General features: G+C 34.3%; 27 protein-coding genes. 18 read left to right on the forward strand and 9 right to left on the reverse strand.

Going from position 1 to position 24,434, the window contains the following annotated elements; all coding sequences use genetic code 11:
• Positions 1-149: 149 nt before the first annotated feature.
• The 16 genes from AC3IS6_RS21490 (at position 150) to AC3IS6_RS21565 (ending at position 15,732) form a co-directional block, all read left to right on the forward strand.
• On the forward strand, positions 150-1,430 hold the full coding sequence (locus AC3IS6_RS21490; RefSeq protein WP_489162398.1) for a hypothetical protein: 1,281 nt from the start codon (positions 150-152) through the stop codon (positions 1,428-1,430).
• 300 nt (positions 1,431-1,730) lie between these two features.
• Positions 1,731-3,131, forward strand: coding sequence for an anthranilate synthase component I family protein (locus AC3IS6_RS21495; protein WP_489162400.1), 1,401 nt, complete (start codon positions 1,731-1,733; stop codon positions 3,129-3,131).
• Between the two features lie 96 nt (positions 3,132-3,227).
• Positions 3,228-3,674, forward strand: a complete 447-nt coding sequence (locus AC3IS6_RS21500; RefSeq protein ID WP_489162402.1) for a hypothetical protein — start codon at positions 3,228-3,230, stop codon at positions 3,672-3,674.
• Positions 3,675-3,756: 82 nt separating this feature from the next.
• A complete protein-coding gene (locus AC3IS6_RS21505) occupies positions 3,757-4,323 on the forward strand; it encodes an anthranilate synthase component II (RefSeq protein WP_489162404.1) in 567 nt (188 codons plus the stop codon).
• A gap of 155 nt (positions 4,324-4,478) precedes the next feature.
• A complete protein-coding gene (trpD, locus tag AC3IS6_RS21510) occupies positions 4,479-5,471 on the forward strand; it encodes an anthranilate phosphoribosyltransferase (protein ID WP_489162406.1) in 993 nt (330 codons plus the stop codon).
• A 73-nt stretch (positions 5,472-5,544) separates the two neighbouring features.
• A complete protein-coding gene (gene trpC / locus AC3IS6_RS21515) occupies positions 5,545-6,324 on the forward strand; it encodes an indole-3-glycerol phosphate synthase TrpC (protein WP_489162408.1) in 780 nt (259 codons plus the stop codon).
• A gap of 128 nt (positions 6,325-6,452) precedes the next feature.
• Positions 6,453-7,115 (forward strand): phosphoribosylanthranilate isomerase, encoded by a 663-nt coding sequence (locus AC3IS6_RS21520; protein WP_489162410.1) that lies wholly within the window; start codon positions 6,453-6,455, stop codon positions 7,113-7,115.
• Positions 7,105-8,286, forward strand: a complete 1,182-nt coding sequence (gene trpB / locus AC3IS6_RS21525; protein WP_489162412.1) for a tryptophan synthase subunit beta — start codon at positions 7,105-7,107, stop codon at positions 8,284-8,286. The genes AC3IS6_RS21520 and trpB overlap by 11 nt, the downstream gene beginning before the upstream one ends.
• A gap of 13 nt (positions 8,287-8,299) precedes the next feature.
• Positions 8,300-8,617 carry a gamma-glutamylcyclotransferase family protein gene (locus AC3IS6_RS21530; RefSeq protein ID WP_263361701.1) on the forward strand — a complete coding sequence of 106 codons (318 nt, stop codon included), beginning with the start codon at positions 8,300-8,302 and terminating at the stop codon, positions 8,615-8,617.
• Positions 8,618-8,629: 12 nt separating this feature from the next.
• Positions 8,630-9,358, forward strand: coding sequence for a carbon-nitrogen hydrolase family protein (locus AC3IS6_RS21535; RefSeq protein WP_489162415.1), 729 nt, complete (start codon positions 8,630-8,632; stop codon positions 9,356-9,358).
• Positions 9,359-9,451: 93 nt separating this feature from the next.
• Complete coding sequence (gene trpA, locus AC3IS6_RS21540; protein ID WP_489162417.1) at positions 9,452-10,213, forward strand: tryptophan synthase subunit alpha; 762 nt, start codon at positions 9,452-9,454, stop codon at positions 10,211-10,213.
• 94 nt (positions 10,214-10,307) lie between these two features.
• Positions 10,308-10,934, forward strand: coding sequence for a hypothetical protein (locus AC3IS6_RS21545; RefSeq protein ID WP_489162419.1), 627 nt, complete (start codon positions 10,308-10,310; stop codon positions 10,932-10,934).
• 174 nt (positions 10,935-11,108) lie between these two features.
• Positions 11,109-11,738 (forward strand): TetR/AcrR family transcriptional regulator, encoded by a 630-nt coding sequence (locus AC3IS6_RS21550; RefSeq protein ID WP_173966369.1) that lies wholly within the window; start codon positions 11,109-11,111, stop codon positions 11,736-11,738.
• Entirely contained in the window at positions 11,728-13,047 is a 1,320-nt protein-coding gene (locus tag AC3IS6_RS21555) for a TolC family protein (protein WP_489162424.1), read from the forward strand. Before AC3IS6_RS21550 ends, AC3IS6_RS21555 begins: the two co-directional genes overlap by 11 nt.
• Positions 13,048-13,059: 12 nt before the next feature.
• Positions 13,060-14,139 (forward strand): HlyD family secretion protein, encoded by a 1,080-nt coding sequence (locus AC3IS6_RS21560; protein WP_489162426.1) that lies wholly within the window; start codon positions 13,060-13,062, stop codon positions 14,137-14,139.
• Between the two features lie 3 nt (positions 14,140-14,142).
• Positions 14,143-15,732, forward strand: coding sequence for an MDR family MFS transporter (locus AC3IS6_RS21565; protein ID WP_489162428.1), 1,590 nt, complete (start codon positions 14,143-14,145; stop codon positions 15,730-15,732).
• A gap of 188 nt (positions 15,733-15,920) precedes the next feature.
• Here the strand turns inward: AC3IS6_RS21565 and yaaA are convergent, their stop codons facing one another.
• Positions 15,921-16,679 carry a peroxide stress protein YaaA gene (gene yaaA / locus AC3IS6_RS21570; protein WP_489162430.1) on the reverse strand — a complete coding sequence of 253 codons (759 nt, stop codon included), beginning with the start codon at positions 16,677-16,679 and terminating at the stop codon, positions 15,921-15,923.
• Between the two features lie 581 nt (positions 16,680-17,260).
• On the opposite strand from yaaA, the gene AC3IS6_RS21575 reads away from it, so the two are divergent.
• Positions 17,261-18,688 carry a CCA tRNA nucleotidyltransferase gene (locus AC3IS6_RS21575; protein WP_489162432.1) on the forward strand — a complete coding sequence of 476 codons (1,428 nt, stop codon included), beginning with the start codon at positions 17,261-17,263 and terminating at the stop codon, positions 18,686-18,688.
• 23 nt (positions 18,689-18,711) lie between these two features.
• The gene (locus AC3IS6_RS21580) at positions 18,712-19,737 is read left to right on the forward strand and encodes a COX15/CtaA family protein (protein WP_489162433.1); all 1,026 of its coding nucleotides are present in this window, start codon (positions 18,712-18,714) and stop codon (positions 19,735-19,737) included.
• A gap of 157 nt (positions 19,738-19,894) precedes the next feature.
• Here AC3IS6_RS21580 and AC3IS6_RS21585 read toward each other — a convergent pair whose 3' ends face one another.
• Genes AC3IS6_RS21585 through AC3IS6_RS21620 form a run of 8 tightly spaced genes read right to left on the reverse strand, consistent with a single transcriptional unit; the run spans position 19,895 to position 24,420 of the window.
• Positions 19,895-20,662: a LytR/AlgR family response regulator transcription factor gene (locus tag AC3IS6_RS21585; RefSeq protein ID WP_489162435.1), complete on the reverse strand. Its 768-nt coding sequence runs from the start codon at positions 20,660-20,662 to the stop codon at positions 19,895-19,897.
• 37 nt (positions 20,663-20,699) lie between these two features.
• On the reverse strand, positions 20,700-21,068 hold the full coding sequence (locus AC3IS6_RS21590; protein WP_489162437.1) for a 2TM domain-containing protein: 369 nt from the start codon (positions 21,066-21,068) through the stop codon (positions 20,700-20,702).
• An 18-nt stretch (positions 21,069-21,086) separates the two neighbouring features.
• The gene (locus tag AC3IS6_RS21595; protein ID WP_489162439.1) at positions 21,087-21,458 is read right to left on the reverse strand and encodes a 2TM domain-containing protein; all 372 of its coding nucleotides are present in this window, start codon (positions 21,456-21,458) and stop codon (positions 21,087-21,089) included.
• A 15-nt stretch (positions 21,459-21,473) separates the two neighbouring features.
• Positions 21,474-21,779: a 2TM domain-containing protein gene (locus AC3IS6_RS21600; RefSeq protein WP_489162441.1), complete on the reverse strand. Its 306-nt coding sequence runs from the start codon at positions 21,777-21,779 to the stop codon at positions 21,474-21,476.
• A gap of 2 nt (positions 21,780-21,781) precedes the next feature.
• Positions 21,782-22,111, reverse strand: a complete 330-nt coding sequence (locus AC3IS6_RS21605; protein ID WP_489162443.1) for a 2TM domain-containing protein — start codon at positions 22,109-22,111, stop codon at positions 21,782-21,784.
• Positions 22,101-22,415 carry a 2TM domain-containing protein gene (locus AC3IS6_RS21610; RefSeq protein WP_489162444.1) on the reverse strand — a complete coding sequence of 105 codons (315 nt, stop codon included), beginning with the start codon at positions 22,413-22,415 and terminating at the stop codon, positions 22,101-22,103. Before AC3IS6_RS21610 ends, AC3IS6_RS21605 begins: the two co-directional genes overlap by 11 nt.
• Positions 22,416-22,417: 2 nt before the next feature.
• Positions 22,418-23,776, reverse strand: a complete 1,359-nt coding sequence (locus AC3IS6_RS21615; protein WP_489162446.1) for a 2TM domain-containing protein — start codon at positions 23,774-23,776, stop codon at positions 22,418-22,420.
• Between the two features lie 20 nt (positions 23,777-23,796).
• Entirely contained in the window at positions 23,797-24,420 is a 624-nt protein-coding gene (locus AC3IS6_RS21620) for a hypothetical protein (RefSeq protein ID WP_489162447.1), read from the reverse strand.
• Between the last annotated feature and the right edge of the window lie 14 nt (positions 24,421-24,434).

The following is a 24,434-nucleotide window of genomic DNA, read 5'->3' on the forward strand; positions in this document are numbered from 1 at the left end:
TTGGGGTTTCTTTTTACATTATTCTCAAAAAAATAACATTCTTAATACTCCCCTAACGCTTTCGTAATACCATTCAGGACTTTGATTAACATTGGCCTTCTACTTTTGAACTTATTAAAAATCAAAAACTAGAAATCAAAATCATAGTTATGAAAACAAAAATACAACTTGCAATCATCACTCTTCTAAGTTCTTTTTTCCTACAGGCACAGCAACAGCCCAAAGGAATTTTTGGTAACTCAAACTGGATGAACAACTGGACCAATTTTAAACCTGCGAATACCGAATATAGCGAAGCTACAAACATCATAGCAGGAACCATCGATAAAGACACCAAACTTCTTAAACGCAATACATATCAATTAGTTGGAGTTGTTTATGTAACCAATAACGCCGTACTATCGATAGAACCCGGTACTGTAATAAGAGGAGATGACAAAACATGCGGAACATTGGTTATTACCAACGGATCAAAAATTGTAGCCGAAGGTCTCGAAACAGATCCTATAGTTTTTACTTCCAACAAAGAAATTTTAGAAAGAAAACCGGGAGACTGGGGTGGAATCATCATTCTGGGAAAAGCTCCAATTAATACCTTAGGAGGAATACATGTCCTTCCTTTTGATCTGGAACCAATGTTAAACCATTACGGAGGGCAGGATATCGAAGATAATTCGGGAATTCTAAAATATGTACGTATTGAATATTCCGGCAGAAAACTAAGCGCTGCAAAAGAACTTAACGGACTTTCGCTTGCCGGAGTAGGGAGAAAAACAATTTTAAGCAACATTCAAATTAGTTACTCCAATGATGATTCTTTCGAATGTTATGGAGGAGATTTAAATATGAACAATCTGGTTTCTTACAGGACTACCGATGACGATTTTGATTTCACCCAAGGTGCACAAATCAACATCAATAACAGTATAGCCATTCGTCATCCCTTTTCATCAGATATTTCAGGCTCGAGATGTTTCGAAGTTGACTCTTATGACAAAATAGGAAATACCGATATGAGTAAAAAATTAACCAAAATAAATGCAAACAATATTACTCTGGTAAATCTGGAAGAAAACAATCAGGGCCTTGTGCGAGAATCGATTTATGTTAGAGAAAATAGCTTTTTTAACTTAACCAACAGTATCGTTTCCGGATTTACTCCTTTTGTTTTATTAGAAGGAAATATTGGAAACGGGGAAGTCAATTTAGCCAAAATTACCTTCAAAAACTTAATCGTTAACAATTGCAATGGCGGAATTACAAGTGAAGCCGGTGGTGCAAATCCTGCAATTCAAAGTTTTTACAGTAATCCTGTTTTTGATATTAATTTTACCAAAATCAAAAACAGCGAATTGTTTGCAACGCCCAATATCAAAGGAAATCCAGACTTTAGAATGAACGTAAACAACACCATAGCTATTGGTAATTAAGATATTAAAAAAACTTATTCCCAATAAAATTTAACAATTTTAATCATTTAAAAGAGTTTTTTTTCACTCTATATGTATTGTAATTCAAATTACATTTATATATTTGTGAAATCAATATAAGATATGAAAACAATAACAAACAATACTTGGTGGTGGAAGAATTTACGTCAAACGTCGTGAACAGAGCTTCCTATGGTATTGTAAACTATAAATCTAAAAGGCTTGTCATCACGACAAGCCTTTTTTTTTGATCAAAAAACAAGTAAAAAAATATAGTAAAAATTTAATACACAAAATACTTTGAAACCATTTATACTCAACACACACTACAAACAAATTCTGGCAGATACCATTACACCAGTAAGTGTTTATTTCAAAATCAGGGATAAATTCCCAAATAGCTTACTACTAGAAAGTAGTGATTATCACGGAAATGACAATAGTTTCTCTTACATCTGCTGCAACCCTATTGCGACAATTAAAATTGAAAATGAAACTATTTCAAAAACTTTTCCTGACGGAACTAAAGAACGAATTTCTATTAACGGTACAACGAATATTCCAGAAATAATTCAGGAATTCTCAGGCCAATTTCAGTCAGAGAAAAACGACTTTAAATTCATCAATAATGGTTTATTCGGATACATTTCTTACGATGCCGTTCGTTATTTTGAGAAAGTTTCGATTGCCAAAAAAGACAAGGCAACTTCAATTCCGGACGTTTTTTATGCCGTTTATCAAAACATTATTGCGATCAATCATTTTAAAAATGAAGCCTACATTTTTTGTCATAGCGTTGATGGAAGGAATAACATTTCGGAAATCGAACAATTGTTACAATCCAGAAATATTGCATCATATAAATTTACCAAAGAAGGAGAAGGTTTCTCTAATTTAACCGACGAAGAATTCAAACACAATGTAGCTTTAGCAAAAAAACACTGCTTCCGTGGAGATGTTTTTCAATTGGTACTTTCACGTCGTTTTACTCAAGGTTTTAAAGGAGATGAATTCAATGTATATCGCGCTTTACGAAGTATAAACCCATCTCCATACTTATTTTTCTTTGATTATGGTGACTTCAAAATATTCGGATCTTCACCTGAGGCACAAATCATTGTAAAAAACAGAAAAGCAGAAATTCACCCTATAGCCGGAACTTTTAAAAGAACCGGAAATGACGAACAAGATGCTGTTTTGGCCAAGCAGCTTTCGGAAGATAAAAAAGAAAACAGCGAACACGTAATGTTAGTCGATTTGGCCAGAAATGATTTAAGCCGAAATGGTCATAACGTAAATGTCGAAAAGTATAGAGAAGTCCAGTTTTTCTCACATGTAATTCACCTCGTTTCAAAAGTAACTGGGTATTTACACGAAAAGGCGACAACTATGCAGGTAGTTGCTGACACCTTTCCGGCGGGGACTTTAAGTGGTGCTCCAAAACACAGAGCAATGCAATTGATCGAAGATTATGAAAAAACCAATCGTAACTTTTATGGAGGTGCCATTGGATTCATGGATTTCGAAGGCAATTTTAATCACGCTATTATGATTCGAACTTTCCTAAGCAAAAACCATCAATTACACTGCCAGGCCGGTGCCGGAATTGTTGCCAGCTCTGACGAAGAAAGTGAAATGCAGGAAGTTTACAATAAACTTAGAGCCCTAAACACCGCTTTAGAAATGGCTGAGAAAATATAAGTTTTTTTGTTTCAGGTTTCACGTTGTTGGAATGCAAACAAAACCTGAAACCTGAAACAAAATTAAAAAGCAACCATAAACACAAACTAAAAAACTATGAAGAACATTATTCCATTTTTAATTCTTATTGTATTATTTGCTTCTTGTGAAACTAAAAAAGAATCAGATACACTTCCTTTAAGCGGAACCTGGCGCCTGATATCAGCTGAAACCACAGAAAAAGATTCAACATTCTCAACTTTCAATCCAAAAACAAAAATGATTAAAATTATAAATGATACTCATTTTGCTTTTTTCAATCATGATTTGAACAACGGAAAAGACAGTACCGCTTTGTTCTTCGGCGGCGGAGGAAAATATACTTTAAAAGATAGTACTTATACCGAAAATCTGGAATACTTTAATAACCGTCAATGGGAAAACAATAAATTTGAGTTTGTAGTAAAAATTAAAAATGACACCCTGATTCAAAAAGGAGTCGAAAAAATAGAAAAATTAGGCGTAGATAGAATTATTGTTGAGAAATACGTTCGAGAAAAATAAACAGAAATCAGTTGCCAGTCACAGTATTCAGTCACAAAAAACTTAGAATCTTAGTCACTTAGCAACTTAGAACCTCAAAAAAATGAAAAAAATATTAGTTATAGACAATTACGATAGTTTCACTTATAATTTAGTACACTATCTGGAAGATTTAAACTGTGAAGTTACGGTATACAGAAATGATGAGTTTGATATTGAAGAAATAGCATCTTTTAATAAAATATTACTTTCTCCAGGACCTGGAATTCCGGATGAAGCGGGATTGCTGAAAGCCGTAATTCAAAAATACGCTCCTACAAAAAGTATTCTAGGAGTTTGCCTAGGACAACAGGCTATTGGGGAGGTTTTTGGAGGAACGCTTTCAAACCTCGACAAAGTATATCACGGCGTTGCTACAAATGTAAAAACAGTGGTTACAGATGAACTTTTGTTTGAAGGCTTAGGAAATGAATTTGAAGTAGGAAGATACCATTCCTGGGTAGTCAACAGCAATTTACCAGAAGCTCTTGAAGCCACTTCAGTTGATGAAAATGGACAAATTATGTCGCTAAGACATAAAAAATTTGATGTAAGAGGTGTTCAATTTCATCCCGAAAGTGTTTTGACACCAAAAGGAAAACTGATTTTAGAGAATTGGATAAAGAGTTAAGTATTAGCCAAAAGTTTTAAAGGCGAAAGTCATAAAGTCAAATACTAAAAACTTAGCCTTTCCTATTAAAACTAAAAAACAGTAATCAATTCTAAAAAAACACCAAAGTTTGAAGACTTTAAGACCTTCGACTTTAGACTTTAAGACTAAAAAAAATGAAAAATATACTAAATAAACTAATCAATCATGAAGTACTTTCGAAAGAGGAGGCCAAAGACGTATTGATTAACATCTCAAGCGGTGCTTATAACCCAAGTCAGATCTCGGCGTTCTTAACCGTATTTATGATGCGAAGCATTACGATTGATGAGCTTTCGGGTTTTCGTGAAGCTTTATTAGAATTGTGCGTTCGTGTTGATTTATCAGACTACAACACCATCGATTTGTGCGGAACGGGAGGTGACGGAAAGGATACCTTCAATATTTCTACTTTGGCTTCATTTGTCGCTGCCGGAGCCGGAATAAAAGTTGCAAAACATGGAAATTACGGTGTTTCATCGATTTCCGGATCCAGCAACGTTATGGAAAAAATGGGGATAAAATTCAGTAATGATCCGGCATTTTTAGAAAAATGTATCGATCAGGCAGGAATTTGTGTTTTGCACGCACCATTATTTCATCCCGCTATGAAAAACGTTGGACCAATCAGAAAAGAGCTGGCCGTAAAAACATTTTTCAACATGTTAGGGCCAATGGTAAACCCATCGTTTCCTAAAAATCAACTGGTTGGTGTTTTCAATTTAGAATTAGCCCGAATGTATGCTTATCTGTATCAAAACACCAATGTGAATTTTACAATTCTGCATTCACTAGATGGTTATGATGAAATATCTTTAACAGGTCCGACAAAAATCATTACAAGCGACATGGAAGGCATGTTAAAACCGGAAGATTTTAATGTTCGTCTTTTATCACAAAGAGAAATTGAGGGAGGCAGAACGATTGAAGAATCAGCAGATATGTTTGTCAATATTATTTCCGGAAAAGGAAGTGAAGCACAAAACAATGTGGTTTGCGCAAATGCAGCAATGGCGATTTCTACTGTAACGAAATGTTCTTCCCAAGAAGGTTTTAAACTAGCCAAAGAAAGTCTGTTTTCTGGAAAAGGGTATCAAGCACTTAAAAAATTACAAGAACTAAGCAGGTAAAAAATTGTTTCAAGTTTCAGGTTTCAAGTTATTGGAACGAAACTGAAACTTGAAACCTGAAACAAATAAAACAATGAACATTTTAGATAAAATAATTGTAGATAAAAAAAGAGAAGTCGTTCTCAAAAAATCCATTATTCCAGTTTCGCAATTGGAAGCTTCTGTGTTTTTTGAAAAACAAACCATTTCTCTTAGTCAAAAATTGAGAAAAAGCAATTCAGGAATTATTGCTGAACACAAACGCCGCTCTCCTTCAAAAGCTGTAATTAATCAAAATTTTACAGTTGAAGAAGTTGTTAAAGGATATGAAAATGCCGGTGCATGTGGAATTTCAGTTTTAACTGATGGAAAATATTTCGGAGGTTCTTTAGACGATTTACTTTTAGCAAGAGCTAGTGTAAATATTCCACTTTTACGAAAAGAATTTATCGTTAATGAATATCAGATTTTAGAAGCCAAAGCGTATGGAGCAGATTTAATCCTTCTTATTGCAGCAGTTTTAACCCGGGAAGAAATCAAATCCTTATCGGAATTTGCAAAACAGTTAGATTTAGAGGTTTTGCTGGAAGTCCACAATCAGGAAGAATTAGAAAAATCTATCATGCCAAGTTTAGATATGATTGGCGTGAATAACAGAAACCTGAAAACCTTCGAAGTAAGTCTGGATTTCAGCAAAGAACTGGCTTCTCAGATTCCGAATGATTTTGTTAAAGTTTCAGAAAGCGGAATTTCATCTGTTGAAGCCATTTCAGAATTAAGACCTTATGGTTACAGTGGTTTTTTGATAGGAGAAAACTTCATGAAAACAACGAATGCCGGGCAAGCAGCAACTGAATTTATTAAACGGCTGTAAGCTTTAGGCTATAAGCCGTAAGCCAAAAGCTTATTGCTTAAACTCTAACCAATCGATAAAAAATAATACGGCATGAAGCAAAAGCTTATAGCTTAATGCCCATTGCTTAAAGCATAAAAATAAAAAAAATGAAACTAAAAATCTGCGGTATGAAATATCCCGACAATATACTCGAGACAGGAGCGCTCCTACCCGACTATATGGGATTTATTTTCTGGGAAAAATCTGCTCGCTATTTTGACGGAACGATTCCGGAACTGATTCATACCATAAAAAAGACAGGCGTTTTTGTGGATGAAACTGTTGATAATATTATATCAAAAGCAGACAAATATCATTTACAAGCGGTTCAGTTACATGGAAAAGAATCTGTTGAATTTTGTCAGGAATTAAAAGCTAAAATTGATGTCAAAATTGATGTTACTATCGAAATCATAAAAACATTCTCTATTGATGAAAATTTTAATTTTGAAGTTTTAGCACCTTTTGAAAGTGTATGTGATTACTTTTTGTTCGATACAAAAGGAAAACTACCTGGTGGAAACGGGACCACTTTTGACTGGAAAATTTTAGAAAATTACAAATCTGAGAAACCGATTTTCTTAAGCGGTGGTATTGGAATTGAAGAAATCCCTGCGATAAAAAACCTCAAAATCCCTATTTACGCTATTGATGTAAACAGTAAATTTGAGACAGAGCCTGGATTGAAAAATATAAGTCTATTAAGAAAGTTTCAGAAAAATCTAAAACCCGCAACTTTAAACCCTAAACAACTATACAATGAACTATAATGTTAACGAAAAAGGATATTACGGAGAATTTGGAGGGGCTTACATTCCCGAAATGTTATATCCGAATGTCGAAGAATTGCGTCAGAATTACCTAAAAATAACAAGCGAACCTGATTTTAAGGCAGAGTTTGATCAATTACTAAAAGATTACGTAGGCCGTCCCAGTCCACTTTATTTCGCCAAGCGTTTATCGGAAAAATACAATACAAAAGTTTATCTGAAAAGAGAAGATTTAAATCACACCGGAGCACATAAGGTCAATAATACCATTGGACAGATTTTAGTTGCAAAACGTCTGGGTAAAAAAAGAATTATTGCCGAAACAGGCGCAGGTCAGCATGGTGTGGCAACCGCTACGGTATGTGCTTTAATGGGATTGGAATGTATTGTATACATGGGTGAAATTGACATTGCACGTCAGGCACCAAATGTGGCACGTATGAAAATGTTGGGCGCTGAAGTCCGTCCCGCACTTTCAGGTTCCAAGACTTTAAAAGATGCTACCAATGAGGCGATTCGTGACTGGATCAACAATCCGGTAGATACCCACTACATTATAGGTTCAGCAATTGGACCACATCCTTATCCAGATATGGTGACCCGTTTTCAAAGCGTTATTTCAGAAGAAATCAAATGGCAGTTAAAAGAAAAAGAAGGACGTGAAAATCCGGACTACGTCGTTGCTTGTATTGGTGGCGGAAGCAATGCGGCTGGAACCTATTACCACTTTCTACACGAACCGGAAGTTGGAATCATCGCGGTAGAAGCAGCTGGAAAAGGAGTCGATAGTGGTCACAGTGCCGCAACTAGTAAATTAGGAAAAGTGGGGGTTATTCACGGTTGCAAAACCCTTTTGATGCAAACTCCTGACGGACAAATTACTGAACCGTATTCAATTTCTGCTGGTCTTGATTATCCGGGAGTTGGTCCTATGCATGCACATCTGGCACAAACCGGTCGTGGAGAATTCTTCTCTGTTACCGATGATGATGCTATGAATGCTGGCTTACAGCTTACCAAATTAGAAGGAATTATTCCGGCAATCGAAAGTGCACATGCCTTTGCTGTTTTAGATCAAAAGAAATTCAAACCAACGGATATTGTGGTGATCAGTCTTTCTGGTCGTGGAGACAAGGATTTAGACAATTATATCGAGTATTTTAAATTGTAACACAATAGCAACCATGGAAAAGTTATTCTCTTACGGAACATTACGATCGAAAGAAATTCAGATGCGACTCTTTAATAAATTATTAATTGGTACACCTGATCAGCTGCTTGGTCACAAACTAAAAAGCCTGCAAATAGAGGAAGAATTTGGAATGGCAGACTATGTTGTAGTTGTACCAACGGAAGCCCCTTCAGATCCTATACACGGTGTTGTTTTCAATATTTCGAGTACCGATTTGGCTAAAGTAGATCTATTCGAGTCCAATGCGTATAAAAGAATTCAGGTAACCTTGAATTCCGGAGTAGTTGCCTGGATTTATATCGAAAACTAATAATCGTAAAGAATGATTCTAGTAGCTGCACAAACAAAACCATTACGGGGAGATATTGATTCAAACTTATTAGAGCATTATCGTCTTGTCGATCTGGCCGTTCAAAATGGGGCGCAACTAATTGTATTTCCCGAAATGTCGATCACAGGATACGAAAGAGAATTTGCTCAAAAACTGGCTTTTAATGCAGACGATTCAAGATTGGATCATTTAAAAAAATTAGCCGTCGAAAATAATATTGTTATCATTGCCGGCGCACCAATTCAGATCGCATCAGAATTGTTTATTGGAGAATTTATTATTGCTCCGGACAACTCTGTTTCTATATATACAAAGCAATTTTTGCATGAAGGGGAAGATCAGTTTTTTCAGTCTTCTTTCGATTTTAATCCAATGCTTACTATCGAAAACAAGAAGATTTCCTTTGCCATTTGTGCTGATATTGACAATCCGTTGCATCCCGAAAATGCCTGTAACAGAGGTGCTGATATTTATATTGCCAGTATTTTCTTTTCGCCAAACGGAATTCCAAGTGCTTATTGCGATTTACAAGCTTATGCTCAGAAATATCAAATGAATGTTCTAATGTCAAATTTTAGCGGTGAATCATGGGGATCTCCATCAGCAGGACAAAGCGCATTTTGGAATAACAAAGGAGAATTAATTGCGCAATTGAATGATTCAGATTCGGGAATATTATTAGTCGAAAAAATAAATGAGAATTGGACAAGTAAGATTTAAAAAAAATAAAAAAAAGCCATAGATTTTACAGATTAAATTATTTAAAAAATCATTGAAATCTTTTTAATCTGTGGCACAAAAAAACATAATAAAATGAACAGAATAACTCAAAAATTACAAGAAGATAAAAAGATTCTTTCTATTTATTTCTCAGCCGGATATCCAAACTTAAATGACACCGTTCAAATCATTCAGGATTTAGAAAAAAATGGTGTCGATTTAATCGAAATTGGTTTGCCTTTTAGTGATCCTTTAGCCGATGGCCCAACCATTCAGGCAAGTTCTACTCAGGCACTTCACAATGGAATGACGACTCAAATTCTTTTTGACCAGTTGAAGGACATCCGCGAAAGCGTAAAAATTCCGTTGATTATAATGGGATATTTCAATCCGATGCTGCAATACGGAATCGAAGAATTTTGTAAAAAATGTGCCGAAATTGGTATCGATGGGTTAATTATTCCAGATTTACCGGTAGATGTTTACGCAGACCAATATAAAGCGATTTTCGAAAAATACGGCTTAATCAATATCTTCTTGATTACCCCACAAACTTCAGACGAGCGCATTCGTTTTATCGACAGTGTTTCAAATGGCTTCATCTATATGGTAAGTTCTGCAAGTGTCACAGGTTCTCAGGCAGGTTTTGGAAATATTCAGGAAAGCTATTTCGAAAGAATTGCCCAAATGAATCTTAAAAACCCACAAATTATTGGTTTTGGAATTTCAAATAAAGAAACATTCGATCAGGCTACTAAATTTGCAAAAGGGGCTATTATCGGAAGTGCTTTTATCAAACATCTGAGTGAAAGCGGAAGCAAGAAAATTGAAGAATTTGTTGGGGAAATTAGATAATTAAAAGATGAAAGTTTTTAAATCTTTATTATATCCTTTTATTCTCTTAATTTTCATAAGCTGTGACAGGAGTTGGAATTTATCTGAGTTATATATGCAAAAGATAGAAAATTCTTCAAAAGTCATCTATAAATATGATGCTTGGGGAGGTCGAGATTCTCATATTTTTGGTTATGCTATTCTAGATTCAACAGATGTATTTGATATCGATAATGTCAAACCATTACCTTTTCAATATTTTGAAAGCATTCCAACAAAACGAAATATTTTCGGTGTTATTTGTAAAAAACTCGATGATCAAAAAGTTTCAAACAAAATCTTTTTTCCTTTAGAAATTAAAGTTGATGAAGAAAATGGAATTAAAATCAAAACTAAAATTTTTCAAAATGAAGGTTTTACAATTAGAAATCAAGGTTATAAAAGATATAAATTTGAAACATTTAAAGAATCTCAGGACAGTATTTTCTTTTATAATTTAAATGATGTTAAAAGTTTAGAACCTGAGCATTTAGATATTTTAAAATTAAAAAAAACAAATATTTTTATCGGGACGACAAGTCCAAATGTAATTTCTACAATATCAATTGAAGATTTAAAACTATCACCAAAAAATGAGATTATTTCTAATATTCGATATGAACTAACTCCAAAGAATAAAACCGATATTAGATTATTTTCTAATACTGGAATTTTTAAAGCAGTGAAATTACCCAAAGATTAATTTTCAACAAAAGCCTGAAAGACCTTATTTTTTCAGGCTTTTTTTATTCCCAAACATCAAATTTAGTGGCAAAATTGTCGAAATCGCTTTGTGTTAATATTTTGTTAAAATAAAATTAAACAAACGTTTAATTTAAACGCTTGTTTAATTTTGTACCCGATTAGAAACAATACCATGTCAAACTTCGAATTAAACGATAAAAAAATTCAGATTCTTGAGGTTGCCGAAAAGCTATTCTCTGAAAAAGGATTTGAAGGTACATCGATACGGGATATCTCAAAACATGCCAAGATTAACATTGCCATGGTTTCGTATTACTTTGGTTCAAAAGAAAGATTACTTGAAGCCTTAATCATTTACAAGACTTCTGATTTAAAGTTAAAGCTCGAAAATTTATTACAGGAAAACTTAGAACCTGTTGAAAAAGTCAATAAATTAATCGAAATTTACATTCAGAGAATCAGCTGTAACAAAGGGATTTTCAGGGTCTTACATTTTGAAATAAACGCAAAAAAAAGAGAAAAAAGTTTTATTGCCTTCACAGAACTTAAAAAAGGAAATTTAAAATCTGTTGAAAGTATTATTAAACAAGGTCAGGAAAAAGGAGTTTTCAGGAAAGATGTTGTCATTCCGCTCATCACTCCAACAATTATCGGAACCTTTTTTCACTTTCACATGAACAAACCTTTCTTTGAAGAATTATTGAACTTAAATACCGAAGAATTGTACAATAATTATATAAAAACCAGTCTTACAAAGCACATTCAACAAACTATAAAAGCTCTTCTTGTTTATGAAAATTAATCAATTAATGCTCTTTGGGATTTTCTTTATCGGAATTTCATCAATTGAAGCACAAGAAAAAACAAGTTTAACCTTAGGCGAGGCCGTTAAAATGGCTTGGGAAAAAAGTAACGAAGTTACGCTTGCCAATACTAAGGTAAACACAAAAAAATACGAATTAAAAACCGTAAAAGACAATCAATACCCGGATATTAAAATTTCTGGTCAATACCAACGTCTTACAAAAGCATCGATTAGTATGCCAAATCAAGGCGAAAATGCATCTTTGGCATCTCCGGACAGAGCAATGTTTGGAATGGCAAATTTAAGTCTGCCTCTATTTGCAGGATTCAAGATTCAAAATAGTATTGATGCTTACGATAACTTATACGAAGCAGAAAATGCTACTGCCGCAAAAACAAAAGAGGATGTTGCTTTAAGAGTAATTACCTATTATACTGCTTTATATAAAGCTCAAAAAACACTGGATGTTTTAAATGAAAATCAAAAAAGCGCGAAACAACGTGTTACTGATTTTACAGAACTGGAAAAGAATGGAATTATTCCCAGAAATGATTTATTAAAGTCTCAATTATTAGTTTCAAAAACACAATTATCTATTGATGAAGCTACTAACAATCTTAACAATATCAACTTTTATCTAACCACTTTATTAAAATTAGATCCTAATACAAAACTTCAGGTTAATGAAGATGATTTTTTCAACTTAAAAACAAGTAATGCACCGACATCAGATGCAGTAGCTCTTGAAAACAGAAAAGATCTGGAAGCAATTCGTTTACAGCAAAAAGCTTCTGAATCAAATATCAAAGTAGCAAAAGCAGCATACTATCCTACATTAGCCTTACTTGGCGGTTATACTGCTCTGGACCTTAAAGATATTATAACGGTAAAATATGCCATGAACTTTGGATTAGGTTTAACTTATGACTTATCTGGAATTTACAAAAACAGTGCTCATGTGCGAGTAGCTGAAAGCAAAGCTCTGGAAGTTAAAAATAGTGAAGCTGTGATGACAGATCGTATTAAAATTGAAGTTCAAAAATCTATTGAAGATTATGATTTGGCGATAAATCAAAGTGTGGTTTATGATGAAGCACTACAACAGGCCAGTGAAAATTACAGACTTGTAAAAGATAAGTTTGACAATGGTTTATCAGATACTAATGATTTGGTTGAGGCTGACGTTGAACAATTAAGCGCCAAAATCAATACGGCTGTATCTAAAGCTACAATAATTCAAAAATATTACGAATTACTTTCAGTATCAGGACAATTATCACAATCATTCAATCTTTCTAAAATATAATCGATACCTCTCATGGAAAAGAAAAAAACAAATACTAAATTCATCATCATACTAACCGTTTTGGTTTTAGTGGGCGGAACATACGGAATCTCAAAATACTTACACTCACAAGCTCACGAAGAAACGGATGATGCTCAAATAGAGAAGAAAATGAATCCAATTATTCCTAGAGTATCTGGATATATTAGTAAAGTATATGTTAAAGATAACGACTTTGTAAAAAAAGGAGATACCTTATTTACGATTGACAAAAGAGATTATCAATTAAAAATTGACGAAGCTAATGCCGCTTTATTAGGTGCCGAAGGTCAATACGAAGCTGCAAAAGCTGATATTGGAAGCGCTAATGCAAGCATCTCAGTTTCTGATGCGCAAATGAAATCTGCAACAGGTTCTATCGAAAGTGCAAAAATTAGATTAAGACAAATTACAAACGATTACAACCGTTACAATAATTTATACAAAACACATACGATTACAAAACAACAATACGAGCAGGCTCTATCTGCAAAAGAAGAAGCTGAAAACCAGGTACGTGTTTTACAAGATCAACAAAGAGCTAGTTCTTACCAAAAATCAGTAATTCAATCGAAATCAAAAGTTTCTGACAAACAAACTGAAGTAGCTTCTGCCAATATCAAAAAAGCAAAAACAATGTTAGATGTAGCACATTTAAATCTTAGCTATACTGTTGTAACTGCTGCAATTGATGGTCAGGTTTCTAAAGTAGATATTCAACCTGGACAATTAGTACAACCAGGGCAATCTTTATTTTATATCATCAATAACAATGAAGCTTGGGTTGTTGCTAACTTTAAAGAAACTCAATTAAACAAAATGATTATTGGACAAAAAGTTAGCTTAAAAGTTGACGCTTATCCAAATTACGAATTCAAAGGTACTGTAACCTCATTTTCACCAGCAACAGGATCACGTTTCTCATTACTACCTCCTGACAATGCAACAGGTAACTTCGTGAAAACAATTCAAAGATTACCGGTAAAAATTAGTTTAGACGAATCTAACGATCCGGAAAAAGTAAAATTACTAAGACCAGGAATGAATGTTGATGTAGATGTACATTTAAAATAAAATATGGCAACAGCAGTACAAGCAGATGACGATTTAGTAGAATACGGTTTTAGGCGTGTGATCATTACGATTACTGCAGTACTTTGTGCACTGTTAGAAATTGTAGATACCACTATCGTAAACGTAGCACTAACAGACATGCGAGGTAGCCTTGGTGCTACTTTGACTGATGTGGCTTGGGTAATTACAGCATACGCAATTGCGAATGTTATTGTAATTCCGATGACGAGCTGGCTATCACAACAATTTGGAAGACGTAATTACTTTGTGGCCTCTATCATATTATTTACAGTTTGTTCCTTCTTATGTGGTAATGCCAGTAATATATGGGAACTAGTTGCTTTTAGGTTTGTTCAGGGTATGGGCGGAGGAGCTTTATTAGTTACTGCCCAAACTATTATTACCGAAAGTTATCCCATCGCAAAACGTGGAATGGCTCAGGCTATTTACGGAATGGGGGTAATTGTAGGTCCAACCTTAGGTCCGCCATTAGGAGGATACCTGGTAGATAACTACTCATGGCCTTACATCTTTTACATTAATATCCCATTGGGAATTATAGCTACTATTTTGGCGCTAACTTTTGTAAGAAGCCCAAAATATGGAGAAAAATTAAAAGCCAATCAAGTTGACTGGTGGGGAATTATATTGCTTGCTGCCTTTATCGGATCTTTACAATTCGTTCTGGAGCATGGACAACAAGACGATTGGTTCAACGATTCAACTATCATAACTTTAAGTGTGGTTACAGTTCTTGGATTAATTTTATTTATTTGGAGAGAGCTTACCTATAAACATCCAATCGTAAATCTAAGTGTTCTTAAAGATGGAAATCTTAGAATTGGAACTGTAATGTGTTTCATTCTTGGTTTTGGTCTGTACGGATCTACTTTAATTATTCCAATTTACACACAATCTATTCTAGGATGGACCGCAACGGATGCCGGATTATTATTGATTCCGGGATCTATTACCACAGCAATCATGATGCCTTTTGTGGGGAATATGATTCAGAGAGGGGTTCCTCAGGGATATATGGTTGGAGTAGGATTCCTGGTTTTCTTTTTCTTCACCTATATGATGCAGACCCGAATGACTCCGGATACTGGTGTTGAACACATGTATTGGCCATTGATTTTAAGAGGAATTGGTTTGGGACTACTTTTTGTTCCTATTACTACACTATCACTTTCGACCTTAAAAGGAAAACATATTGGTGAAGGAGCAGCTTTTACCGGAATGATGCGACAATTAGGTGGTTCTTTTGGTATTGCAATTATTACCACTTTTATCACCCGTTTGAGTCAGGAACACAGAGTTAACTTACTAACCAATTTAGATCCTGCAAAATACGATGTACAACAACGTATTGCGGGAATGCAAAGAGCTTTTATGTCTAAAGGATATTCAGCCGATGTTGCACTGAAAAAAGCCTATCAGGCTCTGGAATATTCTGTAATGAAACAAAGTACGGTAATGGCATACATGGATATTTTCATGTATCTCGGAATCATGTTCTTATGCTGTATACCAATTATTCTTTTAATCAAAAAAGGAAAAAACAAGATTAATCCTGCTGATGCAATGCATTAATAATAATTGATTTATAATACGCAAAACGCCGAATTCGATTTTGAATTCGGCGTTTATTTTTTGTTCCTATTTGCATTTTTTTAAAATCGCCTGGGATTAAAAATCCCTCGCTACAATACCTTCCGAGCCTACCAGTTATTCCGCAAAAAAACCTTAGCATCTTAGCCCCTCAGAATCTTTAAAAAAACCTATCTCGTAAAAACCAGATGGTTCCCTTTCGAAAGGTTCGCATCAAACTGATAACCTTCGTAATTAAATCCTTTTAAATCTTCAATCGTTTCGGCATTGGTATCAATAATATAGCGCACCATCATACCCCTCGCCTTTTTGGCAAAGAAACTGATTATTTTAAGTTTTCCATCTTTATAATCTTTGAAGTCTGGTGTAATTACGGGAACTTTTAACGCTTTTACATCTACTGCCGAGAAGTACTCGTTACTGGCCAAATTTACAAACAATTCACCTTTAGTTAATTCTTTATTTAAAGCTTTTGTTACTGTTGGTTTCCAGAATTCATGTAGGTTTTTATACTCGCCTACAGGTAATTTTGTCCCCATTTCTAAACGATAAGCCTGCATTAAATCTAAAGGTTTCAACACTCCGTAAAGCCCTGATAAGATTCGGAGTTTACTTTGTAACACCTCCAGTTTCTCTAGCGGAATGCTATAAGCATCCAGACCAGTATAAACATCTCCATCAAAAGTATACACTGCCGGACGGGCATTTTCGGGCGTAAATGGCGTTTTCCACTCCTGATTTCTTTTCCAGTTCAAATCGGATAATTTATCTGAAATAGACATTAATTCAGATAATTCAGCAGGTTTTTTAGTCTTTAATATTTTATGAACCACACGCGCTTCTTTTAAAAAAGCAGGTTCTGTATATTGAGTAGTAGGTAATTCTTTTTCGAAATTTAATGACTTCGCAGGCGATATAACAATTTTCATGTGTGCATTTTTATATCCTTCAAAAATACAAATTGAAATTCTAAAAATAACAGATCCGAATTGATTTGTTCGATTGTAGTATAAATGTTTCTTTTCGCCACAAATCACACGAATTTGCATGAATTTTTCCTTCTATATACATTGTCGAAATTTTCGCCACAGATTAAAAGGATTAGAAGGATTAAAAAAATCTGTGAAAATCCTTTTAATCTGTGGCAAAAAAAATTGTGTAAATTCGTGTAATTCGTGGCAACCTTTATTCTTTTAACAAAATTCCTGCTCTCAGACTGTGAATTGCTTCATCTCTTCACATTATAAATCTTAATTTTCGCCACAGATTAAAAGATTAGAAGGATTAAAAAATCTGTAAAAATCCTTTAATCTGTGGCAAAAAAAATTGGGCAAATTCGTGTAATTTGTGGCAACCTTTTTTCTTTTAACAAAATTCCTGCTCTCAAACTGTGAATTTATTCAAAAAAGTGAGCGTTAGATTATAATAGGCATTTTCTATGTTGTAAATTTGCCTGCATTTCATTTCTTAGAAATTGAAAATGTTTTTTTATTAAAAAATTAGTGAATTCGTGGCTATACAAACAAATTATAAAACTGCATTACAACCAAAAATCTTCGATATCATTTCGAAAGCATCTCAGGAACTCAACGTCGATAGTTACGTTATCGGGGGGTTTGTTCGGGATTTACTTTTAAACAGAGGCTCTAAGAAAGATATTGATGTTGTTGCTGTAGGTAGCGGCATCGAATTGGCACTTAAGGTTTCTGATTTACTTCCAAATAAACCAAAAGTTCAGGTTTTTAAAACTTACGGAACGGCAATGCTTCGTTTTGAAGATACCGATATTGAATTTGTTGGAGCCAGAAAAGAATCTTATAGTTCTGACAGTCGAAATCCGCTAGTTGAAAACGGAACGTTGGAAGACGATCAAAACCGTCGGGACTTTACCATTAATGCTTTGGCCTTATCCCTGAGCGAAAAAAACTTCGGAGACCTTTCCGATCCTTTTAATGGCTTGACCGATTTAGAAAATAAAATCATCAAAACGCCTTTGGATCCGGATATTACTTATTCTGATGATCCGCTGCGCATGTTGCGTGCGATTCGTTTTGCGACACAGTTGAATTTCGAAATCGAAGAAAATTCATTAAACGCCATCACAAAAAATGCCGATCGCATCAAAATTATCTCTGGCGAAAGAATCGTTGACGAGTTAAACAAAATTCTATCAACTCCTAAACCTTCAACCGGCTTTTTACTTTTGTACAAAACAGGGCTTTTAGATCTAATTTTACCGGAGTTAACGGCATTGAATCAGGTCGAAGAAATTGAAGGTCATACTCATAAAAATAATTTTTACCACACGCTAGAAGTCGTTGATAATATTTGTCCAAATACAGACGATGTCTGGTTGCGTTGGGCAGCTCTACTACACGATATCGGAAAAGCGCCAACAAAACGTTTCAACAAAAAACAAGGCTGGACTTTTCACGGACATGAGTTTTTAGGTGGAAAAATGACCAAAAAGATTTTCGAACGTCTGCACATGCCTTTGAATCACAAAATGAAATTTGTGCAAAAGATGGTTGTAATGAGTTCACGCCCAATTGTCCTGGCTGATGATGTGGTAACCGACAGTGCAGTGCGTCGTTTGGTTTTTGATGCTGGGGAAGATGTCGAAAATTTGATGACTTTGTGCGAGGCAGATATCACAACCAAAAATCCGTCAAAATTTAAAAAATACCATAAAAACTTCGAGCTCGTTCGCAAGAAAATTGTTGAGGTCGAGGAACGCGATCATGTTCGTAATTTTCAACCGCCAATTTCCGGCGAAGAAATTATGAAAATCTTCGATCTGAAACCTTCACGAGAAATCGGGATTTTGAAAGAAGCTGTTAAAGAAGCTATTTTAGAAGGTGATATTCCAAATGAATATCAGGCTGCTTATGATTTTGTTATTAAAAGAGCTGAAAAATTAGGCTTAAAAAAAATATAAGGAATTAAGTATTATTTTATAAAATGAAAAAAGGAAATAAATCAGTAATCATTTGGTTGCTATCAGGTTGTGTTTTATTGTTTTTAATGGTTGTTGTAGGCGGAATTACTCGCTTGACAAATTCAGGTTTGTCTATGACCGACTGGCATTTGGTAACAGATACTTTTCCTCCATTGACAGAAGCAAAATGGAATGAAGCTTTTGAACAGTACAAGAAGTTCCCCGAATATCAAAAAATCAACATACACAACGATTTTCAGCTTTCAGATTATAAATTTATCTATTTCTGGGAATGGTTTCACCGTTTCATCGGTCGTATAATTGGACTAGTTTTCTTTGTCCCTTTTGTGTATTTTTTGATTCGAAAAAAACTGGATCGTCCAACCATAAACAAATGTATTGTTCTTCTGGCAATGGGAGGTTTCCAGGGTTTTCTGGGATGGTTTATGGTACGTAGCGGATTAATAGACAATCCGGATGTTAGCCATTTCAGACTTTCATTACACCTTACTTTTGCCTTTATTACTTTTGCTTACACTTTGTGGGTGGCCTTAGATTTAATTTATCCTGAACGCAATGTTTACAAAGTAATTCCACTTCGTAATATTGCAAGATATGCTCTGGTGGCTTTACTTATTCAAATCATTTACGGTGGGTTTGTTGCCGGGCTTAATGCAGGCTTAATACACAATCACTGGCCTTTGATGAGTGACGGGCAATTTATACACGATTCTGTATTTATTGAACAATCGACTTTGGTCAAAAACTTAATTGAAGGAAAAAGCGGTGTTCAGTTTGTACACCGAACTTTTGCTTATGTAGTAGTAGCTCTTATTCTTTTTTTATATTACAAAGGCACGAAGTTTTCATTGACAAGAAATCAATCGAACGGAATCAAAGTTCTTGTCGTTTTTGTTTTCATTCAATTTCTATTGGGCGTATTTACGCTTTTATACAGTGTTCCTTTGGCATTAGGATTAATTCATCAAATTATGGCTTTTTTCCTTTTGAGTGCCATGACCTATACATTGCACCGATTAAGCAAGTAATCAATACTATTTAGACCAAAAAGAGCCGAAATTTTCGGCTCTTTTTGATTAATATAATGAATGTAGTCTGAACCTACGACTCTCTGGATGCCGAAGGCTCTCTAAAATTTCTACATAACCCCATTTCACATTTCACATCAAACATTTCACAAAAAAACTAACCCAGCCAGTTTTTAAAATCCTGTACTTTCTCCCGGCTCACAATTACCTCATCTTCTTTGTATGTCGGTAAAATTACTTTTAGGCGTGAATTGGTATACACCTGAATTTCTTTTATAGCAGTGAGCGGAACGATAAATTTTCGGCTGACCCGAAAGAAATCTTTTTTATCTATTTCCTGTTCCAGAATTTCTAATGTCGAATCGATTAAGTAATTTCTATTATCAAAAGTATGAATGTAGGTTCCTTTATTTTCACTAAAAAAACACTCGATTTCGTCTGTTGTGATAACTTTTAAATGTTGTCCGATTTTAACTGTAAATCGTTTTTTATAATTCTTTTCAAAGGGGTTTGACAACATTTGTCGAATTTGCTCAAAATCAAGCTGCAAATTTGAAGTTTCTGAGCTTGTTTTTGGTAATCTGGCTTTGAATTTTGCAACAGCAACTTCGAGATCATCTTCGTCAATTGGTTTTAAAAGATAATCAATACTATTTAATTTGAATGCTTTTAAAGCATACTCGTCATAGGCCGTTGTAAAAATGATAGCACTTTGAATATTTATTTTTTCGAAAATTTCAAACGACAAACCGTCGGATAATTGAATATCCAGAAATATTAGATCCGGATGTTCATTATTCGCAAACCAATAAATTGATTCTTCAACAGAGTGTAACATGGTTTCTACAGCAATATCCAGCTTTTCTAGTTTTCGCTGTAACAATCTTGCAGCCGGTTTTTCGTCCTCTATAATTAATGTGGTCATTTAGTTAAAGTGCAAAAATTAAAAATTTAGTTTAAAATTACTCCCATTTATTTCTATTCTGAGCCTCTCTGTCCATATATTTTTGAATTTTCCTTTGTTCCCAATCTTTATTGAAAAAGAGATCAGGTCCAAAAACCGAAAAAGCATGAATAGCTAAAGCAATTCCCCAGAAAAATGCAGTCGAGTAGATTTCCCAATCTCTAAATCCTCTCACTACAAAGTGATCGCCTATATAAGTTTTATTCAGACTCGAAATAATGATGATAATATTCACCATTATATAAACTCTTAAATGCGAATAAAATCCTTTAATTCTTTTTACTTTTTTGTATGCCAAATTGAAACTTTCGTCTGTACTAAATTCGTGTGCATAATCTTCGTACATCTGTCTTCTAAACTGTCCCATTATATTATAATTTAAAAATTATTGCCATTTTGTATTGTTGTTCTGAGCATCTCTTTCCATATATTTCTGGATCTTTCTTTGCTCCCACTTGCTACTGAAAAAAAGATTAGGTCCAAAAACTGTCAGGGCGTCAATTATTAAAGCTATTCCCCAAAATATTGCTACTGAATAGGTACGCCAATCCAATAATGCATTTTCATAAGCACTGTGCCAAAAATAGTCTCTGTTTATATTAGAGACCACAATGATAACATTTACAATTAAATAAACTTCTAAGTGTGTATAAAAGCCTTTAATTCTTTTCACTTTTCTGTATGCCAAATTATAACTTTCGTCTGTACTAAATTCATCTCTGTAATCGTTGTACCTGTCTCTTCTATATCGTCCCATTTTACTTAGATTTTATTATTTCCATTTATTTTTACTCTCCCTCTCTTTCTCCATCAGTTCTTTAATTTTTCGTTCTTCCCAATCTTTTCCAAGAACCGGAAATACTTTAAAAACTTTCAATCCGTGAAAGGCAACTCCAACTCCCCACCACATTAGCGGCCAGTAAAACCATAAATACTCTGGTGATGTATATAAGTTGACAAAAATCAGGACAAGATTTACAGCTACAAATGCTGTTAAATTACCATAAAAACCTTTAATTTCCTCAACTCTCTTTTTTGCGAGATAATATTTATCCTCTTCATTCAAATTTACTTCCATGATTACTCCCATTTTTGCTTTTTTTCTTTTTTCTCTAAAATGCTTTTCATTTTACGTTCTTCCCATTCTTCTCCAAAAATCTTAAAAGAAGCGAATATATCTATTGCCGATACCAGAAAAGCAGTAGTCCAAATACACATCACCAATCCGTTCAAATATTTCACAGGAAAGATATTAAGCGGAAGTCCGACATAATCTTTTAAAATGTAAAGTATAACACCAATGATGTAAAGAAACATATGAGTGTAAAAAGCCTTTAACTCTACGACTTTTTTACTTGCCATTTTTTGAAATTCGAAATCTTCCTGTTCTTTATTAAAATTAGTTTCCATACTTATTTTCAGATTTTCTTAGTCTTTCTTTTTCTAAAATTTCCTTGATTTTCTTTTCTTCCCAGTCTTTTCCAAAAAAAGGCGGAATATTAAATACTGACAATCCGTGCAGTACGACACCTATTCCCCAACCCAGTACGCACCAGACAAACCATAAATAACCAGGCGAAGTCAAGAGATTTATCATTATTAAAATGATGGTTACAAGTATGAAAACGGTCAAATGTTCGTAAAACTCTCTAATTTCTTTTACTTTTTTTCGGGCCCGATAAAGACGTTCTGCTTCTGTATAATCCGGTTCCATAACTATTTCCAGTTTTTTTGCTTGTTTTCGCGCTCCAAAATCTCTCTTATTTTTCGTTCTTCCCAATCTGAGCTGTAACCAAAAACTTTAAAAGCATGCATCACCACTCCAAATCCCCAGCCCAAAGCCGAGAACCAAAACCACTGAAATCCAGGAGAGTACCTCAAATTTATAAAAATTAAAAATGGTACCACACAACAATATGAAATTACGTTACCGTAAAAACCTTTTAGCTCCTCTACTCTCTTTTTAGCTCTGAAATAGGCTTTATTTTCTTCACTATATTCTGCACTTGTTTCCATAACTGTAATTTGTTTGGTTAAAATTGGAATTTTAACGGTGAAATTTTTCTCATTCTGCTCAATCAAAACCTTTCTGTTGGTTACAATTGAATATCGGTTAACAATGTTCTGCAATCCTACCCCCTGTCGGTCCTGCAAAACTTCTTTTTTCTGAAAATCGTTTTGTATTGCCAGATAATCTCCATCTATAAAAATCCTGATATGCAATGGTTTTTGCTCGCTGACAATATTGTGTTTTACGGTGTTCTCTAATAAAAGCTGCAGCGATAGCGGAACTACTTTGGCTTCCGGATTTATATTTGTCGTTGGCAATTCGTAAAACAAGCTATTCTCGAATCGCATTTTGAGCAAATTCATATAGGTTTTAGCAAACGACAATTCATCTTCAACAGAAACCAATTCCTTATCCTTTTGCTCTAAAACGTAGCGATAAATTTTAGATAATGAAGTCGTAAATCGCTGTGCATTATCCGGATTTTCTTCGATTAAAGAACTAAGAACGTTTAAACTATTAAAAAGAAAATGCGGGTCTATTTGATTTTTTAAACTTTCGAATTTTGCATTTGCCGTTCCTGCGATGATCTTTTGTTGTGTTATTTCAAATTTGGATGCCTGTTTCCATTTTACCATAAAACTTCTTGCTTGCAGGAAAGTAGAGACCCCTAAAGACAAAATGATATAAAAAAGATGCACCCAAAGCATTCTTGCCCCAAAAAACACCTCTAAAGTCACATTTTGCAAAACGACAAAAATGAAATAATTTATCCCCAAAACTACCGGAATCGTATATAAAACAGTGCACAAAATTCCATAGTACACTCTCAGATTAGTTTGCTCAAGCCAATCCCATTTTCGGTCCAGAAAAACACTGATGTATCCGTTACCAAATCCCAGTCCGAAAGAATAAAGGCAGCTTACAAAAAAAGTAACAAGAACATTTTTAACAGTTAAATCATCACCCAGAAAAGCGGAGAACAATATTGCAAAGACCATAGAAATCTTGAAACACATTATGGTTCCACTTTTTAAATCAGCAAACGAGTTTCTATGATCTTTCATTCTATACTATTGGTATTAAATTATTTTTTACAATTTTTTTGAGTTTCCAAAGCTCTTTCTAATCCCCATTTTGGAGAAAAAGGTGTCGCTGGTTTAAAAGTAGCAAAAAGTTCGACAGCTTTATCAACTTGTGCACATAACGGTTTCGTATCAACACCTGACCATTTTGCTCCTCCTATTTGGTAATCAGCTTCACCAAAAACAATTCTAGGGTTATTTGGATCAATCGCTTTTCCTTTTGCGTAGGCCTCCATCACTTTAGCCGAATATTTCATTCCGTTTGTCATTGGATCAGCTACTACCCAGGCAGTATAAATCAAAGCTTGCATCGCATACAATTCGGCATTATTCTGATCTTTGATTAACTCAGTATCCAGTGCATCTTGTGCTTTGGTCAATAACAAATCAATTTTTGTTTTATCTTTTTCAGAGAACGCCGCTGTAGTGTTGATTAAGGCTACATAATAGTTAGGCAAATAACTTGTTTTTTCTGCCGCAGCAATTCTTTCAAACATTGCCGAAGCTTCAGCATTTTTTCCTTCTTTCCAAAGCCCAAAAGCTTTCCCCATTCCTTGTTCAAACTGTGTTTGCGCAGATATTAAACTACAAATAAATAAAGTAATAATTGTAATAATCTTGGTCATGATTTCTTGTTTTT

The organism is Flavobacterium sp. KH_035, assembly GCF_057839565.1.

What these genes read in the sequence shown, in the direction of transcription:
- AC3IS6_RS21580 (WP_489162433.1), top strand. Translation starts at nt 18,712, where the DNA reads ATGAAAAAAGGAAATAAATCAGTAATCATTTGGTTGCTATCAGGTTGT.
- trpB (WP_489162412.1), top strand. Translation starts at nt 7,105, where the DNA reads ATGAACTATAATGTTAACGAAAAAGGATATTACGGAGAATTTGGAGGG.
- AC3IS6_RS21560 (WP_489162426.1), top strand. Translation starts at nt 13,060, where the DNA reads ATGGAAAAGAAAAAAACAAATACTAAATTCATCATCATACTAACCGTT.
- AC3IS6_RS21555 (WP_489162424.1), top strand. Translation starts at nt 11,728, where the DNA reads ATGAAAATTAATCAATTAATGCTCTTTGGGATTTTCTTTATCGGAATT.
- AC3IS6_RS21550 (WP_173966369.1), top strand. Translation starts at nt 11,109, where the DNA reads ATGTCAAACTTCGAATTAAACGATAAAAAAATTCAGATTCTTGAGGTT.
- AC3IS6_RS21565 (WP_489162428.1), top strand. Translation starts at nt 14,143, where the DNA reads ATGGCAACAGCAGTACAAGCAGATGACGATTTAGTAGAATACGGTTTT.
- AC3IS6_RS21620 (WP_489162447.1), bottom strand. Translation starts at nt 24,420, where the DNA reads ATGACCAAGATTATTACAATTATTACTTTATTTATTTGTAGTTTAATA.
- AC3IS6_RS21600 (WP_489162441.1), bottom strand. Translation starts at nt 21,779, where the DNA reads ATGGAAGTAAATTTGAATGAAGAGGATAAATATTATCTCGCAAAAAAG.
- AC3IS6_RS21545 (WP_489162419.1), top strand. Translation starts at nt 10,308, where the DNA reads ATGCAAAAGATAGAAAATTCTTCAAAAGTCATCTATAAATATGATGCT.
- trpA (WP_489162417.1), top strand. Translation starts at nt 9,452, where the DNA reads ATGAACAGAATAACTCAAAAATTACAAGAAGATAAAAAGATTCTTTCT.
- AC3IS6_RS21605 (WP_489162443.1), bottom strand. Translation starts at nt 22,111, where the DNA reads ATGGAAACTAATTTTAATAAAGAACAGGAAGATTTCGAATTTCAAAAA.
- trpD (WP_489162406.1), top strand. Translation starts at nt 4,479, where the DNA reads ATGAAAAATATACTAAATAAACTAATCAATCATGAAGTACTTTCGAAA.
- AC3IS6_RS21520 (WP_489162410.1), top strand. Translation starts at nt 6,453, where the DNA reads ATGAAACTAAAAATCTGCGGTATGAAATATCCCGACAATATACTCGAG.
- AC3IS6_RS21490 (WP_489162398.1), top strand. Translation starts at nt 150, where the DNA reads ATGAAAACAAAAATACAACTTGCAATCATCACTCTTCTAAGTTCTTTT.
- trpC (WP_489162408.1), top strand. Translation starts at nt 5,545, where the DNA reads ATGAACATTTTAGATAAAATAATTGTAGATAAAAAAAGAGAAGTCGTT.
- AC3IS6_RS21585 (WP_489162435.1), bottom strand. Translation starts at nt 20,662, where the DNA reads ATGACCACATTAATTATAGAGGACGAAAAACCGGCTGCAAGATTGTTA.
- AC3IS6_RS21530 (WP_263361701.1), top strand. Translation starts at nt 8,300, where the DNA reads ATGGAAAAGTTATTCTCTTACGGAACATTACGATCGAAAGAAATTCAG.
- yaaA (WP_489162430.1), bottom strand. Translation starts at nt 16,679, where the DNA reads ATGAAAATTGTTATATCGCCTGCGAAGTCATTAAATTTCGAAAAAGAA.
- AC3IS6_RS21615 (WP_489162446.1), bottom strand. Translation starts at nt 23,776, where the DNA reads ATGAAAGATCATAGAAACTCGTTTGCTGATTTAAAAAGTGGAACCATA.
- AC3IS6_RS21595 (WP_489162439.1), bottom strand. Translation starts at nt 21,458, where the DNA reads ATGGGACGATATAGAAGAGACAGGTACAACGATTACAGAGATGAATTT.
- AC3IS6_RS21535 (WP_489162415.1), top strand. Translation starts at nt 8,630, where the DNA reads ATGATTCTAGTAGCTGCACAAACAAAACCATTACGGGGAGATATTGAT.
- AC3IS6_RS21505 (WP_489162404.1), top strand. Translation starts at nt 3,757, where the DNA reads ATGAAAAAAATATTAGTTATAGACAATTACGATAGTTTCACTTATAAT.
- AC3IS6_RS21610 (WP_489162444.1), bottom strand. Translation starts at nt 22,415, where the DNA reads ATGGAACCGGATTATACAGAAGCAGAACGTCTTTATCGGGCCCGAAAA.
- AC3IS6_RS21500 (WP_489162402.1), top strand. Translation starts at nt 3,228, where the DNA reads ATGAAGAACATTATTCCATTTTTAATTCTTATTGTATTATTTGCTTCT.
- AC3IS6_RS21590 (WP_489162437.1), bottom strand. Translation starts at nt 21,068, where the DNA reads ATGGGACAGTTTAGAAGACAGATGTACGAAGATTATGCACACGAATTT.